The organism is Sphingobium sp. V4 (assembly GCF_029590555.1).
Lineage (GTDB): Bacteria > Pseudomonadota > Alphaproteobacteria > Sphingomonadales > Sphingomonadaceae > Sphingobium.
The window spans coordinates 1,827,067-1,852,838 of record NZ_CP081001.1 but is presented as its reverse complement, the minus strand read 5'-3'; the positions used below and the strand labels follow the sequence as shown (position 1 = coordinate 1,852,838).

The 25,772-nt window shown below is 64.9% G+C and carries 22 protein-coding genes; 13 read left to right on the top strand and 9 right to left on the bottom strand.

Annotated elements, in window-relative coordinates; translation table 11 throughout:
• The first annotated feature begins 40 nt into the window (after window positions 1-40).
• Entirely contained in the window at window positions 41-1,171 is a 1,131-nt protein-coding gene (tgt, locus tag K3M67_RS09200) for a tRNA guanosine(34) transglycosylase Tgt (protein WP_066862818.1), read from the top strand.
• A 3-nt stretch (window positions 1,172-1,174) separates the two neighbouring features.
• Here the strand turns inward: tgt and K3M67_RS09195 are convergent, their stop codons facing one another.
• Both K3M67_RS09195 and K3M67_RS09190 read right to left on the bottom strand, forming a co-directional pair.
• Window positions 1,175-2,761 carry a sensor histidine kinase gene (locus K3M67_RS09195; protein WP_443018171.1) on the bottom strand — a complete coding sequence of 529 codons (1,587 nt, stop codon included), beginning with the start codon at window positions 2,759-2,761 and terminating at the stop codon, window positions 1,175-1,177.
• 7 nt (window positions 2,762-2,768) lie between these two features.
• Entirely contained in the window at window positions 2,769-3,194 is a 426-nt protein-coding gene (locus tag K3M67_RS09190; RefSeq protein ID WP_232313869.1) for a NepR family anti-sigma factor, read from the bottom strand.
• Between the two features lie 85 nt (window positions 3,195-3,279).
• On the opposite strand from K3M67_RS09190, the gene K3M67_RS09185 reads away from it, so the two are divergent.
• The 8 genes from K3M67_RS09185 to K3M67_RS09150 all read left to right on the top strand — a co-directional run bounded on the left by K3M67_RS09185 (window position 3,280) and on the right by K3M67_RS09150 (window position 12,381).
• A complete protein-coding gene (locus K3M67_RS09185; protein ID WP_066862821.1) occupies window positions 3,280-4,071 on the top strand; it encodes a response regulator in 792 nt (263 codons plus the stop codon).
• Window positions 4,072-4,148: 77 nt separating this feature from the next.
• Window positions 4,149-4,280: a hypothetical protein gene (locus tag K3M67_RS09180; protein ID WP_269747274.1), complete on the top strand. Its 132-nt coding sequence runs from the start codon at window positions 4,149-4,151 to the stop codon at window positions 4,278-4,280.
• A 119-nt stretch (window positions 4,281-4,399) separates the two neighbouring features.
• On the top strand, window positions 4,400-5,035 hold the full coding sequence (locus tag K3M67_RS09175) for a sigma-70 family RNA polymerase sigma factor (RefSeq protein ID WP_066862824.1): 636 nt from the start codon (window positions 4,400-4,402) through the stop codon (window positions 5,033-5,035).
• 50 nt (window positions 5,036-5,085) lie between these two features.
• Window positions 5,086-5,346, top strand: a complete 261-nt coding sequence (locus K3M67_RS09170) for a hypothetical protein (protein WP_066862827.1) — start codon at window positions 5,086-5,088, stop codon at window positions 5,344-5,346.
• Between the two features lie 165 nt (window positions 5,347-5,511).
• Window positions 5,512-6,900 carry a TIGR03013 family XrtA/PEP-CTERM system glycosyltransferase gene (locus tag K3M67_RS09165; protein WP_066862829.1) on the top strand — a complete coding sequence of 463 codons (1,389 nt, stop codon included), beginning with the start codon at window positions 5,512-5,514 and terminating at the stop codon, window positions 6,898-6,900.
• A gap of 10 nt (window positions 6,901-6,910) precedes the next feature.
• Window positions 6,911-8,974 (top strand): XrtA/PEP-CTERM system histidine kinase PrsK, encoded by a 2,064-nt coding sequence (prsK, locus tag K3M67_RS09160; RefSeq protein WP_285831332.1) that lies wholly within the window; start codon window positions 6,911-6,913, stop codon window positions 8,972-8,974.
• Window positions 8,974-10,338, top strand: coding sequence for a PEP-CTERM-box response regulator transcription factor (gene prsR, locus K3M67_RS09155; RefSeq protein WP_066862833.1), 1,365 nt, complete (start codon window positions 8,974-8,976; stop codon window positions 10,336-10,338). Before prsK ends, prsR begins: the two co-directional genes overlap by 1 nt.
• Before the next feature lie 3 nt (window positions 10,339-10,341).
• The gene (locus K3M67_RS09150) at window positions 10,342-12,381 is read left to right on the top strand and encodes a tetratricopeptide repeat protein (RefSeq protein ID WP_285831331.1); all 2,040 of its coding nucleotides are present in this window, start codon (window positions 10,342-10,344) and stop codon (window positions 12,379-12,381) included.
• A gap of 3 nt (window positions 12,382-12,384) precedes the next feature.
• Here the strand turns inward: K3M67_RS09150 and K3M67_RS09145 are convergent, their stop codons facing one another.
• On the bottom strand, window positions 12,385-12,729 hold the full coding sequence (locus K3M67_RS09145; RefSeq protein WP_066862839.1) for a GntR family transcriptional regulator: 345 nt from the start codon (window positions 12,727-12,729) through the stop codon (window positions 12,385-12,387).
• A 71-nt stretch (window positions 12,730-12,800) separates the two neighbouring features.
• Window positions 12,801-13,379 (bottom strand): nitroreductase family protein, encoded by a 579-nt coding sequence (locus K3M67_RS09140; protein ID WP_066862843.1) that lies wholly within the window; start codon window positions 13,377-13,379, stop codon window positions 12,801-12,803.
• Between the two features lie 153 nt (window positions 13,380-13,532).
• On the opposite strand from K3M67_RS09140, the gene K3M67_RS09135 reads away from it, so the two are divergent.
• From K3M67_RS09135 to K3M67_RS09125, 3 genes are read left to right on the top strand one after another with little or no spacing between them, the layout of a single operon-like run.
• Window positions 13,533-15,056: a peptide MFS transporter gene (locus K3M67_RS09135; RefSeq protein ID WP_285831330.1), complete on the top strand. Its 1,524-nt coding sequence runs from the start codon at window positions 13,533-13,535 to the stop codon at window positions 15,054-15,056.
• An 11-nt stretch (window positions 15,057-15,067) separates the two neighbouring features.
• The gene (locus K3M67_RS09130; protein ID WP_066863006.1) at window positions 15,068-16,465 is read left to right on the top strand and encodes an amidohydrolase; all 1,398 of its coding nucleotides are present in this window, start codon (window positions 15,068-15,070) and stop codon (window positions 16,463-16,465) included.
• Window positions 16,462-17,841 (top strand): amidohydrolase family protein, encoded by a 1,380-nt coding sequence (locus tag K3M67_RS09125; RefSeq protein WP_502958876.1) that lies wholly within the window; start codon window positions 16,462-16,464, stop codon window positions 17,839-17,841. The genes K3M67_RS09130 and K3M67_RS09125 overlap by 4 nt, the downstream gene beginning before the upstream one ends.
• Before the next feature lie 108 nt (window positions 17,842-17,949).
• On the opposite strand, the gene K3M67_RS09120 is transcribed toward K3M67_RS09125, so the two are convergent.
• The 4 genes from K3M67_RS09120 to K3M67_RS09105 form a co-directional block, all read right to left on the bottom strand.
• The gene (locus K3M67_RS09120) at window positions 17,950-19,293 is read right to left on the bottom strand and encodes an aminotransferase class V-fold PLP-dependent enzyme (protein ID WP_066862849.1); all 1,344 of its coding nucleotides are present in this window, start codon (window positions 19,291-19,293) and stop codon (window positions 17,950-17,952) included.
• 75 nt (window positions 19,294-19,368) lie between these two features.
• Window positions 19,369-20,733, bottom strand: a complete 1,365-nt coding sequence (locus tag K3M67_RS09115) for a cell wall hydrolase (RefSeq protein ID WP_285831328.1) — start codon at window positions 20,731-20,733, stop codon at window positions 19,369-19,371.
• Between the two features lie 17 nt (window positions 20,734-20,750).
• On the bottom strand, window positions 20,751-21,680 hold the full coding sequence (cysK, locus tag K3M67_RS09110) for a cysteine synthase A (RefSeq protein ID WP_285831327.1): 930 nt from the start codon (window positions 21,678-21,680) through the stop codon (window positions 20,751-20,753).
• A complete protein-coding gene (locus tag K3M67_RS09105; protein ID WP_285831326.1) occupies window positions 21,677-22,981 on the bottom strand; it encodes an MFS transporter in 1,305 nt (434 codons plus the stop codon). Before K3M67_RS09105 ends, cysK begins: the two co-directional genes overlap by 4 nt.
• Before the next feature lie 256 nt (window positions 22,982-23,237).
• Between K3M67_RS09105 and K3M67_RS09100 the strand changes: the two genes are divergently transcribed.
• Complete coding sequence (locus K3M67_RS09100) at window positions 23,238-25,226, top strand: AAA family ATPase (protein WP_285831325.1); 1,989 nt, start codon at window positions 23,238-23,240, stop codon at window positions 25,224-25,226.
• Between the two features lie 139 nt (window positions 25,227-25,365).
• On the opposite strand, the gene K3M67_RS09095 is transcribed toward K3M67_RS09100, so the two are convergent.
• Window positions 25,366-25,758, bottom strand: coding sequence for a hypothetical protein (locus K3M67_RS09095; protein WP_285831324.1), 393 nt, complete (start codon window positions 25,756-25,758; stop codon window positions 25,366-25,368).
• Between the last annotated feature and the right edge of the window lie 14 nt (window positions 25,759-25,772).

The following is a 25,772-nucleotide window of genomic DNA, read 5'->3' as shown; positions in this document are numbered from 1 at the left end:
GATCCTTGTGCGCGGGCGCGTTCGCTCCTAGAGGGCGGCGATGACCAAGCCTCGTTTTTCCTTCTCGATCCACGGCACCGACGGCAAGGCGCGCACCGGCGCGATCCAGATGCGCCGCGGCGAAATCCGCACTCCCGCCTTCATGCCCGTGGGCACCGCCGCCACGGTCAAGGCGATGCGCCCTGCCGAAGTGCGCGCGACCGGCGCCGACATCATCCTGGGCAACACCTATCATCTCATGCTGCGCCCCGGCGCCGAGCGCATGGCGCGGCTCGGCGGCCTGCACGGCTTCATGGGCTGGGACCGGCCGATCCTCACCGACAGCGGCGGGTATCAGGTGATGAGCCTGTCGGCCCTCACCAAGATGAGCGAGGAGGGCGTCGCCTTTTCCAGCCATATCGACGGGTCGAAGCATATGCTGACGCCCGAACGCTCCATGGAGATCCAGCGGCTGCTCGACAGCGACATCGTCATGGCTTTCGACGAATGCACCAAGAACGGCTGCACCCATGAGGAGGCGGCCAGGTCGATGGAACGGTCGATGCGTTGGGCGAAGCGCTCGCGCGACGGGTTCGACGCCGGCGGCGACCATGCGGAACGCGCCGCCCTGTTCGGCATCCAGCAAGGCTCGCTCGATGAAAATCTGCGCCGTATCTCGGCTGAAAAGTTGGTCGAAATCGGATTCGACGGCTATGCCGTTGGCGGCCTCGCGGTGGGCGAGGGGCAGGAGGCGATGTTCGCCACACTCGAGTTCGCGCCCGACATGCTGCCGGTGGACAAGCCGCGCTATCTGATGGGGGTGGGCAAGCCCGACGATATCGTAGGCGCGGTCGAACGGGGCATCGACATGTTCGACTGCGTCCTGCCGACCCGATCGGGCCGCAACGGCCAGGCCTTCACCTGGGCCGGGCCGCTGAACATCCGCAACGCCAAGTTCGCGGAGGATATGGGGCCGCTCGATCCGCGCTGCGGCTGCCCCGTCTGCGCGACCTGGAGCCGCGCCTATCTCCATCATCTGGTGAAGGCGGGCGAAATGCTGGGGGCGATGTTGATGACCCAGCATAATATCCATTTCTACCAGGAACTTATGCAGGGTCTGCGCGACAGCATCGCCGCTGGTCGCCTCGCGAGCTTCGCTTCCGACTTCCGGCGGGATTATCGTCGGGTCTGACCGTCAGGGAAGCACATTGATGGCGATCGCGAACGATCCCGCGTCGCCGTCCTGCTCTAACGGCGCGCGCAGTTGGCGCGACAGGCCGGTCAGCACCCGGCCGTAGCGATCCTCCATATGGCCGGCCAGGTCTTCGGAGGCGCGCAGGGCCGGCGAATGGATATGGAGCAGGCCGCGATCTGCGCTGCCCGGTTGCAACTGCACCGAAATGTGCATCCTGCCCTGCGGGTCAAGCCGCATCGCCAGTTCGACAAGTTCCGTGACCAGGAAGGCCACCGGAACCGCCACATCCTGGCTGATATGCAGGTCGTCGCTGTCGATCTGGATGCCGAAGCGGCGCGCCTGGGTCGGCGCCGTTCCCCGCAGGCTGGCGGACAGTTCGCTGATCAGCGGGCGCACGCCTACACCGCGATTTTCCTCCAGCTCGGCAAAGTGGTTGCGATGGACGACCGACAAGGCATCGACCCGTCGCTGAATCGACGCATAGGCCTCGACCGCTTCGGGATCATGCGCCGACCGGGCGTGCAGGTTGATCAGGCTGGCGATGATCTGGAGGTTGTTCTTCACCCGGTGATGGACTTCGCGCGTCAACTTGCGTTGCGTTTCCAGGCTTTCCGCCATCTCCGCCTCATGGGTGGCGACATCCTCGCTGATTTCGCGAAATGTCTCGCCCAGAGCGACGATTTCCTGCGCCGGCGTCCGCACGCGCTGCATGGGTTCCAGCACCTCGCCGGGATGGTAGCTGGCCACTGCGCGGCGCAGCAGCACCAGCGGACGGATCAGCAAGCGGTTGACCACGAACCAGCCGATAGCGGCGGCGGCGAACCACATGACCAGTGGCAGGAAAAGCGACAGGGTGCGCGCCACCGTCGCCGGCGGATCGCGCACCGTCATCGTCAGCAATATGTCGGGTGGTTCCAGCCGGGCGGACAGGCTGGTGGTGCGCCCGTCGCCTGGCGATACGCGCGGACGGCTGATGATGAGCTGCCGGTCGCCCTGGCGCAGGCTGAGCTGCCGGTTCTGGAGCGCCGTCGCCGGATCGGCGACGCTTTCCAGATGCACGCGGGAATAATAGATCAGCCCGACCAGTTGGTTGTCCCGGCTCTTTACTCGGCTCACCAGATAGGGCGTGCCGCCCAATATCTGGGCGTGGGGACCGGAAAAGCGCTCGCGCCGGTCCAGTCCTTCCGGCTCGGCCCGGTCCGATCCGCATATCCGCCGGCCGGCCCGGTCGTAGATATAATAGAGGCCGCCCTCCGGGTCGTTCGACTTGAGGAACAGGTCAAGCCGGTCGCAGATGAGGGTGTCGGCCGCGCCGAGGCTGTTGATGGTGAGTTGGAGTGCGGTGCGGTCCGATTGCAGGTCCGCGGTCAGCTTGCGGGCGCTCTGCGTGACGGCGACGCGGAGCAAGGCTTCCTTTTCCAGATCGGCGGTCCGGATCGCCTGGAGCGAGGCGATCAGGGCGATCAGGCCCAGGGGCAGCAAGGCCAGCGTCAGGATGAGGAACATCTTGACACCGGTCGAGCGAAGGAAGCGGAAGAGCGGTTCCGTCAGCGACAGGGCTGCCGGAGGAAGGCTGCCCCCAATCATGATGTCGTCAGTCCAGTTTGCTCAGAAGGTCCAGCATTTCGGCGGGAATATCTTCATCCACCGCGCGCTGATAGACGGTGCGAAGCACCTGCGACACATGGCCTTCATCCTTGGGGCTGGCTTTGCGGCCCTTGCGCGGGGAGGACGATTTCGCGCCGCCTTTCCCGCCTGCTCCCGCTGACCGTCGTTCCGTTGTCGAAGAAACCAAAATCTGCCCCTCTGAAGCAATCTCAATCACGCCAGCCTGCCCGTAATCGCGATAATCGGCGGGAACGTCAATTCGCTGACCCCCATGATAGTCGCGAAATCTCACGATATCGTTGAAAAAACCATATGACTGCGAAACAATTCCGTTACTCGATGGTTCCGACGAGTGAAGCGTTTTTTTGACGCTGACGGCCGGATGACGGTGAGCAGGGCGGGGGGTTGCCATCGACGCATGGACATTCCATCCTCCCCTCCCTCCGTCCACGGGCCGGAGAAGCAAGCCTGTTATCGGGCAGGGAGAAGATTTGACGATGTCGCTTGGACAGAAACTGCACCCCCATCTTCCGTTTCTGCGGCGCTATGCGCGCGCGCTGACGGGCAGCCAGGCGCATGGTGACGCCTATGTCCGCGCGACGCTGGAAGCGATCGTGGCCGCGCCGGAGGAATTTCCGTCCGAAGTCGATCCCCGGCTGGGCCTGTACAAGACCTTTCACGCCATCTGGTCCTCCTCGCATCTCGACGATGTGCCGCTGACGTCCGCCGACGGGCGGGAGTTGATCGCGCAGGCGCGGCTGGGCCGTCTGACCCCGCTGCCGCGTCAGGCGCTGCTCCTGACCGCGCTCGAAGGATTCACGGTCGACGATGTCGCCTATCTCATGAGCCTGGACAGCAACGATGTAGAGGCGCTGGTCGAGGAGGCGCTTTCGGAGATCGAGGCGCAGACCCGCGCCAAGGTTCTCATCATCGAGGATGAACCGATCATCGCGATGGATATAGAGACCATCGTTCGCGACCTTGGTCATGAAGTCACCGCCATCGCCGTGACGCGTGAGGATGCCGTGCGCGAAGCCATGGCCGAAACACCCGGCCTGGTGCTGGCCGACATCCAGCTCGCCGACGATTCGAGCGGCATCGACGCGGTGAAGGATATTCTCGCCGAGATTTCGGTCCCGGTGATCTTCATCACCGCCTTCCCGGAACGTCTGCTGACCGGCGAACGCCCAGAGCCGACATTCCTCATCACCAAACCGTTCCAGCGCTCGACGGTGAAGGCGGCGATTTCCCAGGCGCTGTTCTTCGACGAAGCGACCGCGCCTGCCTGACCCCCAGCTTTTATGGAGGGGACGGAACTCCCGGTCGGCGGTGGCGTTAAATAACCGTAACGATCGGGAGACGTGCCATGGTTGATCATGAACAGCACATCGCAACCGAAAAAGCCCGGGCGGGTTCCACCGAACATGTCGTTCGATATGTTCTTGGCATTTCTTTAGCCCTGGTGGTCATAGCGATGCTGTTTCTGCTCTGGATGTGACGGGGCAGGTTCAGGACACTAGGTTTTGACGGCAATCGGTTTAGGATACAGGCACACTTATGGCTTTGACGACGTCGATTCATGCGACGAGGGCGGCAGCCAGCACGGGGGTTGTTCCCATGGATGAAGACGTTGGCGAGGCGGTTGAACGGGCCGCGCTGTCGGACACGGATTTCAAGCGTGAATTGGCCGCCGTCATTCCCCATCTCCGCGCCTTCGGTCGCTCTCTGTCGGGCAATCGCGATGTGGCCGACGACCTTGTGCAGGAAACCCTGCTCAAGGCATGGGCCGCGCGGGCGCGCTTCCAGGCGGGCACCAACATGCGCGCGTGGACTTTCATCATCCTTCGCAACCATTATCTCTCGCAGATGCGCCGCTCGCGTTTCCGGGGAGACTGGGACGATCTGACGGCCGACCGCATTCTTGCCGCGCCGGCAGGACAGGACAAGCATGTCGAACTGAGCGACATGCAGCGCGCCCTGCTCCAGTTGCCCCAGCCGCAACGCGAAGCGCTGATCCTGGTCGGCGCGGGCGGCTTCGCCTATGAGGAGGCTGCCGAAATCTGCGGCGTTGCCGTCGGTACGATCAAGAGCCGGGTCGCGCGGGGTCGCGCGGCGCTGGAGCAGATATTGGAAAATGGCGACCTGCCATCGCGCCGCAGTCAGGAAACGACCGACACGGACGTGCTGGACGAAATCATGGAGGATGTGGATCGGCTGAGCCGCGGGGCCGAGAGACGCGCGGCGGAAGATTGACCGGAGCGTTTCACAAGGGCGCGTGATGGTCGCAGGAGGAGAGAAGCGACATGGTCGAAGACCCCTTCGCATCGCAAGAGCCACAGGGACGCAGGGAGCCGCCAATGCGGTCCCACGGCAGCGGGCTGGTCTTTGCGTTGGTGGCGCTGGCATTGCTCCTGGCAATTGCTTTCTTTTACCTGACCAATGACCGGCGCGAAGATCGCCGCGCCGACAAGGTTACGGAGGCGGCGGGCGCCGTAGATGATGCTGCGGGTGTCGTTGGCGATGCAGCCCGGAACGCCGCCGATACGTTGCGTAACCGCAACTAAATCGCGGATCGTCCGCCATTTTTCACGGCCTTACCGCCTGATTCAGACTTTTTTCGTCATTTTCCGACAGGATGCGCAGCGTCGGATTTCCTTACAGCCAGTGTAAGGCGCGATCCGGCGCCACCAGGATTCGCGGTCGGACGACGGCGGGAAGCAAGCGCGACGATGATCAGGCTGTTCAAACATTATGTGCCGCACGCAGTATTGCTGCTCGGCATGCTCGATTTCATGCTGCTGGTCGGCGCGGCGGAAGCGGGCTGGATACTGCGCGCGCAGCAAATCGGCATGACCGTCGATCATGTCGCCACTCGCATGGGACCGCTGCTCAGCTTCGCGGTTGCGATCCAGACGGCGATGATCGCCGTGGGCGTCTATGGTCCCGAAGCGCTGCAATCGATTCGCTTCGCCTTTGCGCGCCTGCTCGTCGCCGTCTCGTTGGGCGTGATCTTTCTGTCCGTCCTCTATTTTCTGCTGCCGGGCATGACGCTCTGGCGCTCCAACTCGCTCTACGCCATGGGCCTCGCGCTGGCACTGCTGTTCGTCGTGCGCCTGATGCTCGGTTCGATGCTGGGCGGAGAGGCGTTCAAGCGGCGGCTGGTCGTTCTGGGCGCGGGGAACCGCGCCAACCGTATTCGCGAACTCGAGCGTCGCAAGGGGTCGGGCTTTCTCGTCGTCGGCTATATCGCGATGAATGACGGGCCGCAGGTGATCGAGGAAGCGATCAACCGCAACGCCGTCTACAATCTGTCCGATTTCGTCGTGCGTCTGAACGCAAGCGAAGTGGTGCTGGCGCTGGAGGAGCGGCGCAACGCCATTCCCATGTCCGACCTGCTGCGCATCAAGACCACGGGGGTCCATGTCAATGACCTGTCCAGCTTCCTGGAGCGTGAGACCGGTCGCGTCGACCTCGCCAGCGTCAATCCGAGCTGGCTGATCTTCTCCGACGGTTTTTCGGCGGGGCGGCGCATTTCCAGCATCGCCAAGCGGTTGTTCGACATCGTCGCCAGTTCCCTGCTGCTGCTGCTCACCGGCCCCGTCATCCTGCTCGCCGCCTTGCTGGTAAAGCTCGACAGCAAGGGGCCGGCCTTCTACCGCCAGCAGCGCGTGGGCCTTTACGGGCAGGAATTCTGGATCGTGAAGTTGCGCACCATGCGCCAGGACGCCGAAGTCGCGGGACAGGCTGTATGGGCCGAAAAGGATGATCCGCGCATCACGCGCCTGGGCTACTGGCTGCGCAAGCTGCGTATCGACGAATTGCCGCAGACCTGGACCGTCCTCAAGGGCGAGATGAGCTTCGTCGGCCCGCGCCCCGAACGCCGCCAGTTCGTGGAGGATCTGGAACAGCATCTGCGTTATTATGCCGAACGCCACATGGTGAAGCCGGGCATCACCGGCTGGGCGCAGATCAACTATCCCTATGGCGCGTCGATCGAGGATGCCCGGCACAAGCTGGAATATGATCTTTACTACGCCAAAAATTACACGCCCTTCCTTGATCTGCTGATCCTCCTCCAGACCGTCCGGGTCGTCCTCTGGCCCGACGGCGCGCGCTGAGGGCCGGGTCGTGGGCGTCCTCCTCCAATTTGTCGGCGACTGGGGCCATGCGCTGGCGGCGGTGCTGTTCGCCGCGCTCGGCATCTTCCTGCTGCGGCGTCGGGAGGAGGCCGTGGAACTGCGGATGCTCGCCGGTGCGCTGCTGCTCACCTCCTGCTGGGCGCTCTACGTCTCCTTCGGCGGCGTGTCGAAGCCGCTGTCGGGCCTGGGCGAAAGCATCCGTAATGCGGCATGGCTGCTCGCAATGTTCGTCATGCTCCGCCGCGGCCCGGCCGGCCGCTCGGGGTCGATGGGTGCGGTCGCGGCGGTTTATGCCGCAACGGCCGGCCTCATACTGCTCCAGACCTTCACCGATCTGACCTGGCGGCAATTGCCGGTGGACAGCGACATCCACCATGCGCTCGTCACCGGCTCGCTGTTTCTGCGGATGATGACGGCGATCAGCTGCCTGCTGCTGGTGCACCAGCTCTACACCGCCTGGCCCTTGCGGGAGCGGGGGCGGGTGGCTCTGCTGTTCGGCGCGCTCGCGGCGATGTGGACCTATGACCTCAACCTCTATCTGCTCTGCTATCTGGTTCCGCATCGGGTGGACGAACTTTACGCCCTGCGCGGCCTGTTGATGGCGTTGCTCGCGCCGGTCATCGCAATCGGGATGCGCCGGGACATGGCGGGCCGCCTGCAACTGTCGCGCGCGCTCGCAGTGCAGTCGCTCTCGATCTTCGCCATCGCCCTCTATGTCATACTGGTGGCCGCCGCGGCGCTCCTGATCGAGCTGATCGCCGGACCCTATGCCCGGCTGGTGGAAATCGGCGCGGTCTTCTTCACCGCCGTCACCGCGCTGGTGCTGCTGCCCTCGCCGCAAATGCGGGCGCTGTGGAAGGTGCAGGTCGCCAAGCATTTCTTCCAGCATCGCTATGACTATCGCACCGAATGGATGCGTTTCGGGGAGACGATCGGACGTCCGGGCGAAGACTCGGCGCCGCTGGGCCAGCGCGTGGCGAAGGCGGTGGCCGATATCACCGATTCCCCCGCTGCCATCCTGCTGCTGCGCGACGAGCGCGGCGGTCTGTCGTTCGAAACCCACTGGAACTGGAGCGGCGACCTGCCTGACGCAGCCACGCTGCCGCCCGATCTGGTCGCCCGGCTGGAGGAGAGCGCCTGGATCATCGATCTCGGCAAGGCGGATCAGGCCCATCGCCTGCCCGACTGGCTGCGCCAGGACCGGCGCGCCTGGGCGCTGGCCCCGCTCATCCATTATGGCCGGTTGATCGGCGCGATCCTGCTCGCCCGCCCGCCGGTGGACCGCCGTCTCGACTGGGAGGATTTCGACATGCTGCGTGCGGCCGGTCGGCAGGCGGCAACCTATATCAGCGAGGCGCAGGGGCAACAGGCGCTGGACGACGCGCAGCGTTTCGACGAATTCAACCGCCGCTTCGCCTTCATCATCCACGACGTGAAGAATCTCGTCAGCCAATTGTCCCTGCTCGCCCGCAATGCCGAGCGTCATGCAGACAATCCGGAGTTTCGCGCGGACATGGTGCTGACGCTGAGGGAATCGGTCGGCAAGATGAACGACATGCTCGCCCGCCTGTCGCAGCATAACAAGGCCCGGCCCGAAGAACCGCGCCCGATGGCTCTGCGCGACCTGCTCGATCAGGTCGCCCGGACCCGCGCCCGGCTGCATCCCGTGCATGTCAGCGGCGCCGCGCCGATGGCGGTTGCCGACCCGGTGCGCGTTGAGCAGATCGTGACCCATCTGATGCAGAACGCCATCGACGCCAGCCTGCCGGACAGTCCGGTCGAATTGCGCCTGTCCGCCGACGATCGCCAGGCGATCGTGGAGATTGTCGACCGGGGGCGCGGCATGAGTGCCGAGTTCATCCGGCGAGACCTGTTCAAGCCCTTTTCCTCCAGCAAGGCGGGCGGCTTCGGTCTCGGCGCGTTCGAGGCCCGCAGCCTGGCAGAGGCGATGGGTGGACGTATCGAAGTCGAGAGCCAGCCCGGCGCGGGCAGCCGCTTCACCCTGCGCCTGCCGTTGGCGCCTCGGTTAGACAGACAGGAAAAGGCCGCCTGATGAGCGATACCCGCCCCAAATTGCTGATCGTCGAGGATGATCCGGGCCTGCAACGGCAGCTGCGCTGGGCTTATGAGGATTACCAGCTCTTCATCGCCGGCGACCGTCAGGAAGCGATCGAGATGTTGCGGTCGGAAACGCCCGATGTCGTGACGCTGGACCTGGGCCTGCCGCCCGACCCGGACGGCACGAGCGAGGGGTTTGCCACGCTCGCCGACATGCTCAGGATCAAGCCGGATACGAAGATCATCGTGGCGTCGGGCCATGGCGCGCGCGAAAGCGCGCTGGATGCGATCGCGGGCGGCGCCTACGACTTCTACCAGAAACCGGTGGACATCGACGAGCTCGGCCTCATCGTCCGGCGCGCCTTCCATGTCCATGCGCTGGAGCGGGAAAATGCCCGTCTTGCCGAGACCGCGCCGGAGGATGGCCGGGTTCTGGGCCGCCTCATCACCGGCGCGCCGGAAATGATGAAGGTCGCTCGCACGATCGAGCGCGTCGCCCATGCCGACGTGTCCGTTCTGCTGCTCGGGGCGAGCGGCACCGGCAAGGAATTGCTGGCGCAGGGACTGCATGACGCCAGCCCGCGGCGCAAGGAGGGCTTCGTCGCCATAAACTGCGCCGCCATCCCCGAAACCCTGCTGGAATCGGAACTGTTCGGCCATGAGAAGGGCGCCTTCACCGGCGCGATCAGGACCACGCCGGGCAAGATCGAGCAGGCGCAGGGCGGAACTCTCTTCTTGGACGAGGTGGGAGACATCCCGCTGCCGCTTCAGGTCAAGCTGCTCCGCTTCCTCCAGGAACGCGTGATCGAGCGGATCGGCGGACGCCAGCCGATTGCCGTCGACACCCGCATCGTCTGCGCCACCCACCAGAATCTGGACGAGATGATCGCCGCCGGCACTTTCCGCGAGGATCTTTATTATCGCCTCGCCGAAATCGTCGTCCGCATCCCCGCGCTTCGCGATCGGCCCGGCGATCCGGCGCTGCTCGCGCGTCATTTCCTCACCCGCTTCGCCCGCGACATGAACCCGCAGGTCAAGGGGCTGGCGCCAGACGCATTGGCGGCGCTCGATGCCTGGGCCTGGCCCGGTAATGTGCGCGAGCTGGAAAATCGCATGAAGCGGGCCATCATCATGGCCGATGGCAAGTTGATCACGGCCGCGGATCTCGATCTGGACGATGATCGCGTCGAAGGCACCGATGTCGTCAATCTGAAGGCTGCGCGCGAGATGGCCGATCGCCGCGCCATCCGCCGCGCCATCGCCCGCACCGACGGCAATATTTCCGGCGCCGCCAAGATATTGGGGATCAGCCGCCCGACCCTTTACGATCTGCTCAAGCAATATCAGATGCAGGGCTGATCCATGCGCCGCTCCCGCCTCGTCCTGCTCGCCGGCGCGGCGATGCTTCTGCTCGGCGTCGCGGGTCTGTGGCAGTGGCGCACGCATGAGCGCGACGGCAGCGCGGCGCTTGCCCGTGGCCTTGCTGCGCTTGACCGGGGCGACGCCCGTACCGCCCGGATCGAGCTGATGAACGCGATCAAGGGCAATGGGCGTGTCGCGCAGGCTCACGCCGCGCAGGCCCGTGCGCTGGCGGAACTGGGCGACGGCGCCGGCGCGCTGGCGGAGGCGGAACGCGCGCGCGCGCTCGGCTGGCCCGCCGCCCAAGGTCGCGTGGTGATGGCGCAGGCGCTGCTGCTTCAGGGTGATCCCGCTGCGGCGCTGCGGGAAGTGCGGGCGCCGGACGTGCCGGCCGCCTCCGCCGCCGCCGCGGCCCGCATGGTTGCACGCGCGTCGCTCGCGTTGGGCGATGTCGGTGGTGCGCGCGCGGCGCTGCAACGCGCTCTGACGCGGGCTCCCGGCGACCCCGGAAATTGGATCGACCTCGGCCGCTTCTACCTGGCGATCGGCGATCAGGGCGGCGCGATCCAGGCCGCCGACCGGGCCGTGGCGCTCGCGCCCACCGATGCAAAGGCGCTCACCCTGCGCGGCGAACTGACCCGCGCCCAATATGGTCTGACCGCCGCCTTGCCCTGGTTCGACCGGGCGCTGGCGAACGACCCGGATTCGGTGCCGGCGCTTGAGTCCTATGCCGCGACGCTCGCCGACGCGGGGCAGGCGGGCAGGGCGCTCAGCCTGACGCGCCGCATCCTGGCGCTCGATCCGTCCAATCCGCGCGCCTGGATGATACAGGCGGTCATGGCGGCGCGGGCCGGGAAGGGCGATCTCGCGCGCACTCTGCTGGAACGCGCGGGCGGACGCCTCGATGAGGAGCCGGCGACCCGCCTGCTTCGCGGCGTGCTGCATCTGGATGGCGGCAATGCGGTGCTGGCGATCGAGGCGCTCGGCCCCCTCGTCGGTGCGCAGCCGGACAATCGCACCGCGCGCACCCTGCTCGGCCGGGCGCACTATCTGAACGGTGACTTCGCAGCCGCAGCCGCGACGCTGGCGCCGATCGTCGCCCAGCGCGACGCCGACCCCTATGTGCTGACGCTCGCCGCGCGTGTGCAGGAGGCCATGGGCCAGCGCGCCATGGCAGCCGACATGCTCGCCCGCGCCGACTGGCCGATGCGCGCCACCGCCGATGCCTTCGCCAGTCCCCGCGACGCAGCGCTTGCCGGTGGCCCGCCGCCCGCCAATGCCGCAACGGCAAGCGACAATATCCCCTATATCCGTGCGCTGCTCAGCACCGGCCGGGCGGCTGAGGCCGTCGATCGCGCTCGCCTGCTCAGTCGCGCCAATCCCGGTGCACCCGCCGCATGGCTGGTCCTGGGCGATACGCTCGCCGCTGCCGGTGGGCTGCAGGAGGCTGCGCGCGCCTATGAGGCCGCCGCCAACATCCGCTTCGACCGTGACGCCGCCTTGCGGCTCGCCGCAGCATGGGGCCGCGCCGGCAATACCGCGCGCGCCGCCCAGGTGGTGCAGCTCTTCCTCGCGCAAAATCCCAATGACGGGGAAGCGTTGCGCCTGGCCGCCGGCATCGCGGCTCAGGCGGGGGACTGGCGCGGCGCACTGCGGATGCTCCGCATCCTGCGTGCGCAAATCGGCGACAATGACGCGGTACTGATGGCCGACCTCGCCCGCGCCGCGCTGGAAAGCGGGGATCGCGCCGCTGCGCGCGCCTATGCCGCCCATGGCTATCGCCTGATGCCCGGCAATCCGATGACCGCCGACATGCTGGGCTGGGTGCTTTTGCGCACGGGGGACAAGGGACCGGCGGCCATCGATCTGCTTGAAAAGGCGGTCACGCTCGCGCCCGGCGTGCCGGCGCTGCAATTGCATCTGGGCCAAGCCTATGCCGCAGCGGGACGCAAGAGCGAAGCGAAGCTCGCGCTTAATCGCGCAGCAGTCGTCTCAGGATTCGCCGGGCGTCAGGAAGTGCTTGCGGCGCTTGCCGCGTTGTAAAATCTACGCCTTTGCCAGGTCGAGCTCGTCGATCCGCAGCCCCAGCCGCTTGATCTGCGCCGCGACCGGCGGCCAAACCGTCTCCAGGAAACGCTCGCGCTCCGCACTGCGCAGGCGGCGGGTGGCGCCATCGGCGACGAACATGCCGACGCCGCGCTTCACGACCACCAGTTCGTCATCCTGAAAGCTTTGATAGGCCTTGGCCACGGTCAGCGGATTGGCGCCCTGCGCCGCTGCGAAGGCCCGCACCGACGGAAGCAGGTCGCCATCGGAAAATTCCCCATCCAGGATGGAAGCGGCAATGATCTCGCGCAGGCGGAGATAGACGGGTTTGGAGTCGTCGGCCATGGTGCATCAGTGCCATAATACAGCCGCGGGGGTCAAGTCACGACATTACGCAGATTATTTTGCCTGCGTAATTATCTGTCCCAAGTGGAGACAATCGCGTCATAATCTGGCCGGGGGCGCTCTTCCTGCGGCCGGCCCGGAGTCCCGATGAAGACGAAGCCGGCGATATTCTCGCCCTCGCCACCGAAGGCCGCGCGTACATCCTCATTATAGCTCGGCCAGCCGGTCAGCCAGCCGCCTGCATAGCCTAGCGCATGGGCGCCGTGCAGCAGGTTCATGATCGCGGCGCCGACCGACAATATCTGTTCCCCAACGGGTATCTTGCTGCCCGCGACGGGGGCCGACAGCGCCACCACCAGGGTCGGGGCCTGACGCGCGAACTGGTGCATGGCCTCGATCTCCAGCCGCCCGGCGTCGGGCTTTTCGGCGCGATAGGCTTGCTCCAGCAAGGCGGCCAGCGCATCGCGCCGGTCCTGCGGCACGATCACGAAACGCCACGGCGCCAGCTTGCCATGGTCCGGGGTGCGCAGCGCCACTTCCAATATCTGCCGGAGTTGCGCGTCGTCGGGACCGGGCGCGATCAGGTCGCGGGGCTTGCCGGAGCGACGGGTCTGGAGCAGGGCGAGTGGAGAGGAGAGATCGTTGAACATTGCCGCGACAGATGGCGCGGTGCTGCGCTCAACGCAAGGGCAGAGCTATTGCGGGCCGGGCTTTTGACAGGATGATCGGTTCCGCCCTAGGTTGCGCGCCATCCTGATCGGCGCCGCTGCGGCCCGACGCACAAAATAGATAAAAGGGGCCTCATGGCGACCTCGGACATGGCAACGGCGCAAGCGGGCAAGACCTGGCTTGGCCATCCGCGTGGACTCTTTCTGTTGTTCTTCGCGGAAATGTGGGAACGCTTTTCCTATTACGGGATGCGCGCCATCCTGATCTTCTACCTGACCAAGCATTTCCTCTTCGGCGAGGACAAGGCCTATCTTCTCTATGGCGCCTATACGTCGCTGGTCTACATCACGCCGGTCATCGGCGGTTATCTGTCCGACCGATTCCTCGGTCCGCGCAAGGCGGTGCTGGTCGGCGGCGTTTTTATCGCGATCGGCCATTTCCTGATCGCCGTCACCGAAGGGCCGGGCGGACAGGACCCGGTCTTTCTCAACGGCTTCTATCTCGCGCTCGCCAGCATCATCGTCGGCACTGGCTTCCTCAAGGCCAATATCTCCGTGCTGGTCGGCGAACTCTATCCGCGCGACGACCATCGCCGCGACCCGGCCTTCTCCATCTTCTACATGGGCATCAACATGGGCGGGATGCTCGGGCCGATCGTCTGCGGCCTGCTCGGTGAGCTGTGGGGCTGGAGTTGGGGCTTCGGTGCGGCAGGCGTGGGGATGCTGCTCGGCCTCGTCATGTTCGTGTGGCTGAAGCCCTGGCTGCTGGGCAAGGGCGAGCCGCCCGCGCCGCAGCAGTTGCGCGCGCCCACGGCGACGGGGCTCAGCCAGGAATGGACCATCTATCTCGGCGCGGCGCTGGGAGTCGTCGGCATCTGGCTCGTGATCCGCTATGCCGAATTGCTGGGCTACGCGCTGCTCGGCTTTTCGGCGCTGACTGTCGTCTACATCCTCTGGCGCACCCTCGGCACGCTGGGCAAGGTGGACCGCGATCGCATGTTCGCGGCGCTTTTCCTGATTGCGCTCAACCCGCTTTTCTGGGGGCTGTTCGAACAGACGGGCTCGTCGCTCAATATCTTTACCGATCGCAATGTCGACCGCAACATCCTGGGCTGGGATGTTCCGGCATCGCTGTTCCAGTCGGTCAATTCGGTCTTCATCATTCTGCTTGCCCCGCTCTTCGCGCTGCTCTGGACCTTCCTCGACAAGCGCCGGCTGGAGCCGTCCTCGCCTGCCAAGTTCGGGATAGGCCTCATCCTGTGCGGCGCGGGCTTCCTCGTGCTGGTGGCGGGCGCGGCGATGGCGGGGGAAAATCTCACCCCCGTCCTCTTCGTCTTCCTCATCTATCTCTTCCACACCATGGCGGAACTCTGCTTCTCGCCGGTCGGCCTGTCCGCCATGACGCGGCTGTCGGTGTCGTCGATGGTCGGCCTCGTCATGGGCACCTGGTTTCTCGCCATGGCGGCGGGCAATTTCATCGCGGGTCTCATCGCCCGCGCGACCGGCAGCGGCGAGGCGGGGAATGTGACCCAGGTGCTGGACATCTATACGCGGATTGGCTGGTTCGCCGTCGTCGTGGGCGGGCTGGTCCTGCTCGTTTCGCCCTATGTCAAACGCATGATGCATCTCGACAGCATCGGTTCGGAGGAAAAACATTGATCGAGCGGGGCATGAGCAAGGGCGGCAGGCTCCTGCTGGTTGCGGCGCTGCTGGCGGGCAGCGCGGGGCCGGTCGCGGCGAAGAAGGAAAAGGATCCGCCACCCGCCACGCAGGCGTCATCGGCTGAACCGGAAAATCCTTATCCTTCCACCTACAAGCCCTATCCCGGTCGTCCGACGGTGATCCGTGGCGCGACCATCTTCGACGGGGAAGGGGGGCGCATCGACAATGGCGTCCTGTTCCTCTCGGATGGCAAGGTGACGGCGATCGGCGGCCCGGACACGCCGATCCCGGCCGACATCGCCGTGTTCGACGGCACCGGCAAATATGTGACCCCCGGCGTGATCGACATCCACAGTCATCTGGGCGACTATCCTTCGCCCGGCGTCGATGCGCTGTCCGACGGCAATGAAGCGACATCGCCTGTCACGCCCCATGTCTGGGCCGAACACAGCATCTGGCCGCAGGATGCCGGCTTCACCCGCGCGCTCGCCAATGGCGGCGTCACCAGTCTCCAGATCTTGCCCGGTTCCGCCAACCTGTTCGGGGGGCGCAGCGTCACGCTCAAAAATGTCCCCGCCCGCACCATGCAGGGGATGAAATTCCCGGGCGCGCCGCAAGGCCTCAAAATGGCCTGCGGTGAAAATCCGAAGCGCGTCTATGGCGCCAAGGGCCGCGAACCCAGCACCCGCATGGGCAATATGGCGGTCAACCGCCAGACCTGGATCAAGGCGCGGGAATATCAGAAGAAGCGTGCAGCGGGGAAGGACCAGACCCGCGATCTCGCGATGGAAACGCTCGCTGACGTGCTCGAAGGCAAGATCCTGGTCCACAATCATTGCTACCGCGCGGACGAGATGGCCAATGTCATCGATATGAGCAAGGAATTCGGCTACCGCGTGTCGACCTTCCATCACGCGGTCGAGGCGTACAAGATCGCCGACCTGCTGCGCGACAACGGCATCTGCTCGGCGCTTTGGGGCGACTGGTATGGCTTCAAGATGGAGGCCTATGATGGGATTAGGGAGAATGTTCCGCTGGTGCATCGGGCGGGCGCCTGCGCGATCGTCCATAGCGACGATCAGGACGGCATCCAGCGCCTGAACCAGGAAGCGGCCAAGGCGCTGGGCGCCGGACGGCGCATGGGCATCGACATAGCCGACGAAACGGCATGGACCTGGCTCGCCATCAACCCGGCGCGTGCCATGGGCATCGCCGACCGGACCGGCAGCCTGAAGGTCGGCAAGATGGCCGATGTCGTCCTGTGGAACGGAAACCCGTTCAGCACCTATACGCGCCCCGAAAAGGTCTGGATCGACGGCGCCCTGCTCTATGACAGCGCCGATCCGAAGCTGCGGCCTGTGGTCGACTTCGAACTGGGCCAGATCGGCGCGGGAGACGTGAAATGAACGTGCCAAAAGACCTCCGTTCGCTTCGCGCGAAGTCGATAAGCGCCAAGGCCGGTTCTCCAGTCTCTCGACCAGGCTCGAAACGCACGGCTCTTGCTGTGTTGGCCTTGGCGTTTTCTCATCCGGCCCTGGCGCAATCCCTCGCCATCACCGGCGCGACCCTGGCGATCGGCGACGGCTCCGAACCGATCAGGAACGGTACGGTGGTCATCAGCGCCGGCAAGGTCGTTGCGGCCGGCGCGGGCGTCGCGGTCCCTCCGGGCGCCAAGACGATCGACGCCGCCGGCAAATGGGTGACGCCGGGCCTCGTCTCGGGCTTCTCGCGCATCGGCCTCGCCGAAGTGCCGGCGGTCAAGGAAACCAACGACACCAGCGCCCGCTCGCCCTTCTCCGCCGCGATCGACGTCGCGCCGGCGATCAACCCGCTCGCCAACCCCATCGCTGTCAGCCGCACCGCCGGCATCACCCGCGCGGTGGTCGCACCGGCGACCGGCACCAACATCTTCGCCGGCCAGGGTGCAGTGGTCGATCTGGGCGCCGATCTCGATCCGATCACCAAGGCGCGCGCTTTCCAATATGTCGAAATGGGCGAAGCGGGCGCGGGCGAGGCGGGCGGCAGCCGCGCGGCGATGATCCTCACCTTCCGCATGATGCTGGCGCAAGCGCAGGACTATGCGAAAGCGCCCGCCACCTATGACGGCTACTCGAAGGATGCGCTCCTCAACCGCGTCGACGCGCAGGCGCTGGTGCCGGTCGTCACCGGCGCGATGCCGCTCATGGTCCACGCCGAAAGCGCGCGCGACATATTGGCTGTTCTGGCGCTGCGCCAGGACTTTCCGGCGCTCAAGCTCATTCTCGCCGGCGCGACCGAAGGCTGGATGGTCGCCCCCCGGATCGCGGCCGCCAGGGTGCCGGTCATCACCGCGGGCCTGGAAGACCTGCCCTCCAGTTTCGAGAAACTGGCCGCGACCCAGAGCAATGTCGGTCGCATGGTGAAGGCTGGCGTCAGCGTTTCGATGGGCATGCTGACCGGCGACGACGCGCTGCAACTGCGTCACGCGACGCAGCAGGCGGGCAATATGGTCGCGCTGACCAAAGTGCCCGGCGCGACCGGGCTCAGCTGGGGCCAGGCGCTGCGCACCATCACCTCCGCCCCGGCCGAGGCGATGGGTCTGGGCGACCGGATCGGCTCGCTCAAGCCCGGCAAGGCGGGCGACGTGGTGATCTGGGACGGCGATCCGCTCGAAATGACTTCCGCCCCGGTCGCGGTCTGGATCGACGGTGTCCAGCAGCCGGTCGAAAACCGCCAGACCAAGCTGCGCGACCGTTACGCCACACCCACCGAAGGCGCACTGCCCAAGGCCTATGAATGGTGAAGAGCGAGAGGAGCAGGCCTGCCGCTCTTGTCGCGAGGAAGAGCCGGCGCCAGATCACTGCGTCCAGCCCGTTTTCATCCTGACGTCCGCGCATCGGACTTCAGCGTTTCAGGCGAACCGGGCGCGCTCCGCCCGGATCGCCGCGACCAGCCGGTCCAGTTCCGCGCTGGTGTTGAACAGCGCGGGTGTAACGCGCAGCACCGGTCCCGACGCCAGCCCCGCCTTCGCCACCAGTAGCAGCCCATATTTTTCCAGGAACAGTTTGGCTGCCGTTTTCGCATCGTCAGGTCCGGTCATGCCGGGCAGGCGAAAGCCCATCACCGCTCCATGGCGACCGGCGGTCTCCGGGAGCAGGATTTCCAGTCCCCTGATGTCGCGGACACGATCGATCCAGTAGTCGCGCAACCTGAGCAGATGGCGATATTTGGCTTCGGCGCCGATCGCCTCATGCACCTCGATCGCGCGCGGCACGGTCAGCCGTGCGGCGAAATCGACGGTTCCAGTCGGGATGCGCGCGCGAATATCCTCCGGCCCATGGATGCGGTTGCCCAGCCAGGGCGCTATGTCCCGCAACCTTTCCTCACGGATATAGATGCCTCCGGTGCCCAGCGGTGCCGCCAACCATTTGTGCAGCGAAAAGCCAATGAAGTCCGCGCCGATATCATCAACGGTGAAGGGGATATGTCCCAACGCCTGCGCGCTGTCCAGGATCACGTCTACCCCGCGTGCCCTCGCCATGGCGACGATCGCCTTCACCGGCGGCACCAGCCCGTTGCGGTTCGACAGGTGCGTGAGCAGCAGCAGTCTGGCGCGTGGGGTGTCCGTCAATACCCTGTCATAAGCCGCCAGGATATTGGCTTCGTTGTGCGGTTCGGGCAGGCTGAAGCGGACGATCCGCACGCCCCGGCTTTGTTCCAGATAGTCGCAGGCATATTGCATCTCGTCATAGTCGACATCGGCGTAAATCACTGCATCGCCCGCCTTCAGCAGTGCATAGTTGGCGATCAGCGCATAGAGCGCCTCGGTCCCGCCGCCCGCCAGCGCAATTTCCCCGGTCGATGCGCCGAGCAGCCTTGCTACCGCCGCGCGCGACCGGTCCAACTCCCCGTCGCGCGGATGGCCGGGCGCACCATTGCGCAGGAAAAGCGCATGATTCTGGTTTACCCAGCGGGAATGGGCCTCATAGCTTGCCTGCACCGGCCGCGTCATCGCACCATAATAGGCTGCGTCAAAGGTCGCGACATCGCGATTGACGTCATAGAGCGGCAGCAACCCCCGCTGTGCCGCCTCGAAATCGGTCATGTCGCCGGCAAAACGGAAGGGCGGATCGTCTGGCCAGCCATCGCCGCCGATCGGAGAGGCTGTCGCAGCGGCTTTCAACATCAGCCCGCTGCCCAATGTCGACCCAAGAATGCCGCCAGCCCGTCCCAGTAAGCCTCGCCGCGTAATCATCACGCCCCACTGCCAGATTGTTATAAAATAACATGACGAACAGTGAGTCAAAACCCGCTACTTTTCCTTCCCGGCTCAGGAACCTGAACCAAGTGGCTGAACCGTTGTCGCTGTGCCGGTAGCGGCGGGGGCAGAGCTGGCCGGTGTCACCATCCGGTCGGACCGATCGTCGCGGCGCACGCCGCTCAGTGGTGGGACGCTCGCCGTGGCCGGAGGCGCCGGCGCCACCACGGGCAGCCGATCGCGCATACATTCGGCCTTGTTTGCGCGCGGCGTGGCCGTGCAGTTCCACAGGGCGCGCTGCAAGCCATGCCGCAGATCGTGAATATAGGAGAAGCGCATGGCCACCAGATTGTCGAGGGTCAGCGGCAGCTCCTTGGGCGCGTCGCGCGCGATCCAGCCCATGATCCGGCACTGTGGCCGACCCGCGCAGAAGGTCTGAGCGCTCATCGGCCAGCTTTCGGGGCGGCTGCCGCGGGGTAATTCCACGAGGAAGCTACGCGCATCGGCCAGCGCAATCAGGCGCACGCCGGCAACGGTCTTCCCGATGAGGTCGAGGCCGATCGCCTTCCGTGCCTGCGCGACCATTGCTTCGGCGCTGTCGCCGGTGGGCGTCATTGTGCCGGGAACAGGGAAGGGGCTGCCCAGATGTGCCGGAGACAGGCGCGCGATCTTGGCGATCAGCGGTTCGCCCGGCTCGTCGCTGCGGCGGAAGGCCGGCGGCGTGCCCCACCAGCCGCGCCAGCGGAAAAAGAGGTGCGTGCCGACGGCAGTGACCTTGTCCAGGCTGCTGCTCCAATAGGGTACGACCCAGTCGGTATGATAATGGGTGGCATGGCCGACCGGCTTGAACACCTTGCCGGCTAGCGCGCCTCGGGCAATCTCCCGCGCCCGTTCCCAGGCGCCGGTAGAGGGCGTGCGCGCCAGCGCGCCGTCGCAGGTAAAGGTGAACTGACAACCGGTCGCCCGTTCCTGCCCCTGGAAGACGACGCCGCATACCGTCTTGGGGAAGGCGGGATGACGCACCCGGTTCAGCACCACCTGCGCCACGGCCTGCTCGCCCACCGCATCGTCGCCGGCCTCGTAAAGCTGGGCGGCGGCAAGGCAGTCGGTCGCCCGCGCGAGGTCGATCTCCGATCCACGGAAGAGGAATGGCCGGGCGGCGGGATTGGGATCGCGGGAGAAGGGAATCCTGGCGTTCAGGTCGCGCGCCCGATCGGCATCCAGGGCGAAGACCTTGACCGGCTCTACCAAAGGGGGCGGCGTGACTGGACGGCGCAGGCGGGTCGTTCCCGCGTCCGTCCGGCCGAAATGCGCGCCACGATCATGGTGCGGCCGGCTTTCCCAGCCGGACACCACCATGGGGAGACCGACGAACAGCAACAGCCACACCAGCCACATCGCCGGATGCGGCCGTGAAGAATAGGGGTTGCCGGTCATACCTGTATTCTGGTTCCTTATTCGGGCAGGAAGTCCGGCACCGACAGATAGCGTTCACCGGTATCATAGTTGAAGCCCAGAACACGGCTGCCGGGGGCAAGTTCCTTCAGCTTCTGCGCGATTCCCGCCAGCGTCGCGCCCGATGATATGCCAATCAGCATCCCTTCCTCGCGCGCGGCCTTGCGCGCATACTCCTTCGCGTCGGCCGGATCGACCTGGATCACCCCGTCCAGCAGCTGGGTGTGCAGGTTCGCCGGGATGAAGCCCGCGCCGATGCCCTGGATCGGGTGCGGGCCGGGCTGGCCGCCGCTGATGACCGGGGACAGGGTCGGTTCGACCGCATAGACCTTCAGGCCCGGCCATGCTTTTTTCAGCACTTCCGCGACGCCGGTGATGTGGCCGCCGGTGCCGACGCCCGTTACCAGCACGTCGATCGGCGCGTCGGCGAAGTCGGCCAGGATTTCCTGCGCCGTGGTGCGGACATGCACGTCGATATTGGCCGGGTTCTCGAACTGCTGGGGCATCCAGCTGTCGGGGGTCTGCGCCACCAGTTCCAGCGCGCGCTCGATCGCGCCCTTCATGCCCTTCTCGCGCGGGGTCAGGTCGAAGCTCGCGCCATAGGCCAGCATCAGCCGGCGGCGCTCGATCGACATGCTTTCGGGCATGACCAGCACCAGCTTGTAGCCCTTGACCGCCGCGACCATGGCCAGGCCCACGCCGGTATTGCCCGAAGTCGGCTCGATGATGGTGCCGCCGGGCTTGAGCTCGCCCGATGCTTCGGCCGCCTCGATCATGGCGAGGGCGATGCGGTCCTTGATCGACCCGCCGGGGTTCGACCGTTCGGACTTGATCCAGACTTCCGTGCCATCCGGTGCGTCGCCGAACAGCCGGTTGACGCGAATATGCGGCGTGTTGCCGATGGTGTCGAGAATCGTGGCAGCTTTCATGAGGGCTTCTCCTGGCTGATCTCCGCTCGTCCGATTTCGGGTGGATCGAAGCTACGTGCTAGGCGCAATTCGGGAAAGAGTCGCGCCCAAATAAGGGTGATGATGATAGCGCCAACGCCGCCGCCGATCACCGCCGCGATCGGGCCGACCAGCGCGGCGAGGAAACCGGATTCGGCCTCGCCCAGTTCGTTGGAGGCGGAAATGGTGAGCTGGGACAGGCTCGACACCCGCCCGCGCATGGCGTCCGGCGTGTGGATCTGCACCAGCGACTGGCGCACGAAGACCGACACCATGTCGGCCGCGCCCAGCACGACCAGCGCGCCGATGCCGACCTCCATGGCCAGGCCGCGGGGCAGGAAGGCGGTGCAGCCGAAGATGATGGTGGCGACGCCGAACAGGATGACCGCGCCCAGCATCTTCAAGCCCACCTCGCGCTTCATCGGCCGGAACGAGAACCAGAGCGCCGTCACCCCCGCGCCGATGCCCGGCGCAGCGGCCAGATGGCCCAGCCCCGCCGATCCCACATGCAATATGTCGCGCGCATAGACGGGCAGCAGCGCCGTCGCCCCCGCCAGCAGCACCGCGAACAGGTCCAGCGTGATCGTCGCCAGCACCAGCCGGTTGCCCCGCACATAGGTCAGCCCGTCGATCATCTGGCGGACCGGGTGGCGGCTGGTGTCGCGCGGCGGCTGCGGCACCTTGCCGATCATCAGCATCGCCACCAGCGCCACCGCAAACAGCGCGGCGGCCAGCGCATAGGCGCCCCAGGGCGTCGCCGCATAGGCATAGCCGCCCAGCGCCGGCCCGGCGATCATGCCGGCCTGCCACACGACGGCGGAAATGGCGATCGCGTTGGGCAGCACCTCGGTCGGCACCAGATTGGGGGCCAGCGCGCCATAGGCAGGACCGTTGAAGGCGCGGGCGATGCCCACGATCATGGCGATGCCGAAGATCAGCGGCAGGCTGACCCAGCCCTGATGGGTGGCGAAGGCGAGCAACGCCGACGCGGCGGTCAGCATCGTCAGCGTGAGCCGGGTGATGAGGCGCCGGTCATAATGATCCGCCACCCATCCGGTGACCGGGGTCAGGAAGAAGAGCGGCAGGAACTGCGCCAGTCCGATCAGGCCCAGCTGCGCCGAAGCGCCCGCCGTCGTCATCGTCTCCCGCGCGATATTATAGGCCTGCCACCCCAGCACGATCATCATGCCATATTGCGCCAGCACGGCCGCCAGGCGGCCGACCAGATAAGCCCGGAAATTGGCGAAGCGCAGCGGATGCCGATGCGGGAGGGAAGCCGTCATGATCAGGGCTTTAGCGGCGCTTGCTGCGCGGTGGCAACCACCACGCCGCCCCGGCCCCGACAAGATTTGCTTTGCCGGCCATCATTGGCCGTTAATGGCCGAATGCGGACTGGCCGCTGCGATGTTGCCAAATTGGAAAAGCAACCATTCGCGCCCGCTAACCCGCCCACTGCCATGCAACATGGACCAAAGATGCTTTCTCTGATCAGGGCTTCCTATAGACTTGCGGCACAACCTGAAGTCGGGGATTCGTTGAGTGCTGCTTTCGTTCAAACAACCGCATTTATCCTTATCGGCGTTTCCCGATATCGAGCTTCCCCCATTCACCGTGATTGTAGGACTTAACGGCAGCGGAAAGAGCCACCTGTTACAGGCTATCGCCAGCGGCCATGTTGCTAATTCGGTGGTCGCGACCCAGCCCGGCGCTATCGGTAACATCAATCCGCACATAAAGCTGCTTGGCCAGGACGGCCGCGTCCTTGACCTAGGACAGGCTTATAACGGCGCGCAAAACGGGCTCGATCCTTCGACCTTGATGATGGGGACTTTCGAGCAAACACGGCTAGAAATATTGGCGACGCAGCGCGCAGCACTCGATGAAGCAGCCAACCAGCAGCTCGCGTTGATATTGCAGCCAGGAGAAGACGTTTGGCGGCTTGGAGCGACGGAGGTCGCCCATAGGCTCGGTGAGACGGATGCCGGTCGGATCGAAAGTATATTTGCGGCAGCGGAGCAAGCATTCATAACACCCTACCACAAAAATTCGCCCATGATGCGAGGCCATCGGGGAATGCAACCCTCGCAGATGCAGGAGGTCGCGAAGCGGGTCGCGGTGAAACTCGGCATCCCCCCGCTGCAGGTCAACATGACGCAGATGAAACTGTTCGCGCCATGGGGCAATACGGATCAGTTCTCCACAAACCTGCCGCTCTTGTTCGGCAAATATCGCGACGCTCTGGTCCAGAACCGGCTTCTACGAATAGGCGACGCCGAACTCGGTACAGCGTTGGCCATGAGCGAAGAAAATTTTATTGCGAGCTTTGGTGGCCCGCCATGGGAGCAGATAAACGAAACTCTCGCTGCGTTCGGTCTGCCCTACGAAGTTACGCCGCCCAGCCTCTTCAATTTCGATCCGGTCACTGTAAACCTTAAGAAGGTTGGAACCGACCATATTGTAAATCCGCAAAACCTCTCCTCGGGTGAGAAAGTCCTACTGCAATTTGCAGTCTCTTCATTCCATTACGATGATCACTTCATATCGGTGTCACGACCACAAATTCTTTTGTTGGACGAGATGGACGCTTCGCTTCACCCTGAAATGGTCAATAGGTGGCTTGGAGCCGTCCAGCACGGCCTGGTTGAGGAGCAAGGTCTTTACTGCATAATAACGACCCACTCACCTACTACTGTCGCCCTCGCGCCTGATGAATCTTTGTTTGAAATGAAGGATGGACACTCAGGACTGACAAAAATTTCTAAGCAGGACGCCCTCAATGGGCTAACCTTCGGTGTTCCAACGCTTTCGATAAACTATTCGGGCCGCCGTCAAGTATTCGCGGAAAGTGACACCGATGCCGCGATCTATGAAAGTGTTTACGCGCTAATCAAGGCGCACACTCGATGCGAGCGCGAGCTAAACTTCCTTTCGACGGGACTGCGCGACAAAAACAACGGTGAATTCAATGCTGGCTGCACAATCGTCAAACAGACGGTCGATCGCCTAACTGAGCTTGGCAACTCATCAATCTTCGGCATTATCGATTGGGACGGGGAAGCCGTTTCCACAGATCGGATCAAGGTCGTGGCTGGTGGCGAGCGAAATGGTATTGAGAACGTTCTTCTCGACCCACTTCTGGTAGCCTTGCTTCTGATGAAAGAGCGACGCCTGCCAGAGGGGCTTCAGGACATCGACCGCTTTACGGGGGCGCTGAGCCTTGGGCCTGTAGAGCTTCAACGACTGATCGATGCGATCCAGATAGCAGTTTTCCCCAACGAGATAGACCGCGTCGAAGTGTCCTATCTTGGCGGGGCAAAGGGGAAGGTCTTGCGCGCGTATCTCGAAACCGACGATCATGCACTCGAAACTGCTCTGGCAGAGAAATTTCCGGCGCTTAACAAATGGAAGAACCGAGGTAAGGGCGAACTCCTGAAGGCGGTTATAGAGCATGTCTTATCCGAGCACACGTTTTTCTGCCCCGTTGCGCTACCGGTGGTTTTCGAAGCCATCGCGAACGCGCCAGCCTAGTCGTCCGCCATCAGCAGATTAAACGACCGCTTTTGGAAGGTCTGATGATGCCGCTCAACGTCCTATTGTGGCGCAAACCGGCCCATGCTCCCTATGCCACGACAGCCCGCATCCCGGCCATCCGCGCCCCGTTGCCCTCCTACCGCCGCAACAACACGCCGCTGACCGATCCGTTGCGCACCGAACAGACGAAGGGCAGGTCGCCGCCGCCGGGCAGGGCGATCAATCCTTCCACTTCCCATCCGGTCGACATGCTGCTGGCGCGGGCCTTGCCGATCAGCTTCGCGTCCGGGCCGGCCTGGTCGAGCGCCTTGGCCGCGCAGGCGTCGCGCGCGGCGGTGGCGGTTGCGATCGGGCCATGGCCGGGCGCCGCATAGGGGGTGCGCCGCGCCGCCCGCTCCGCCTGCCGGTCGCGCACGATGTCGCTGGCGATCGCGGCGCCCACGATGTTGCGGGGATGAATAACCATTTGGGCATGGATGGGGCTGGTCGCCAACATCGCCACACCTGTCCAGATCGTAGTCGCTTTCATGCCGCGCCGCCTCC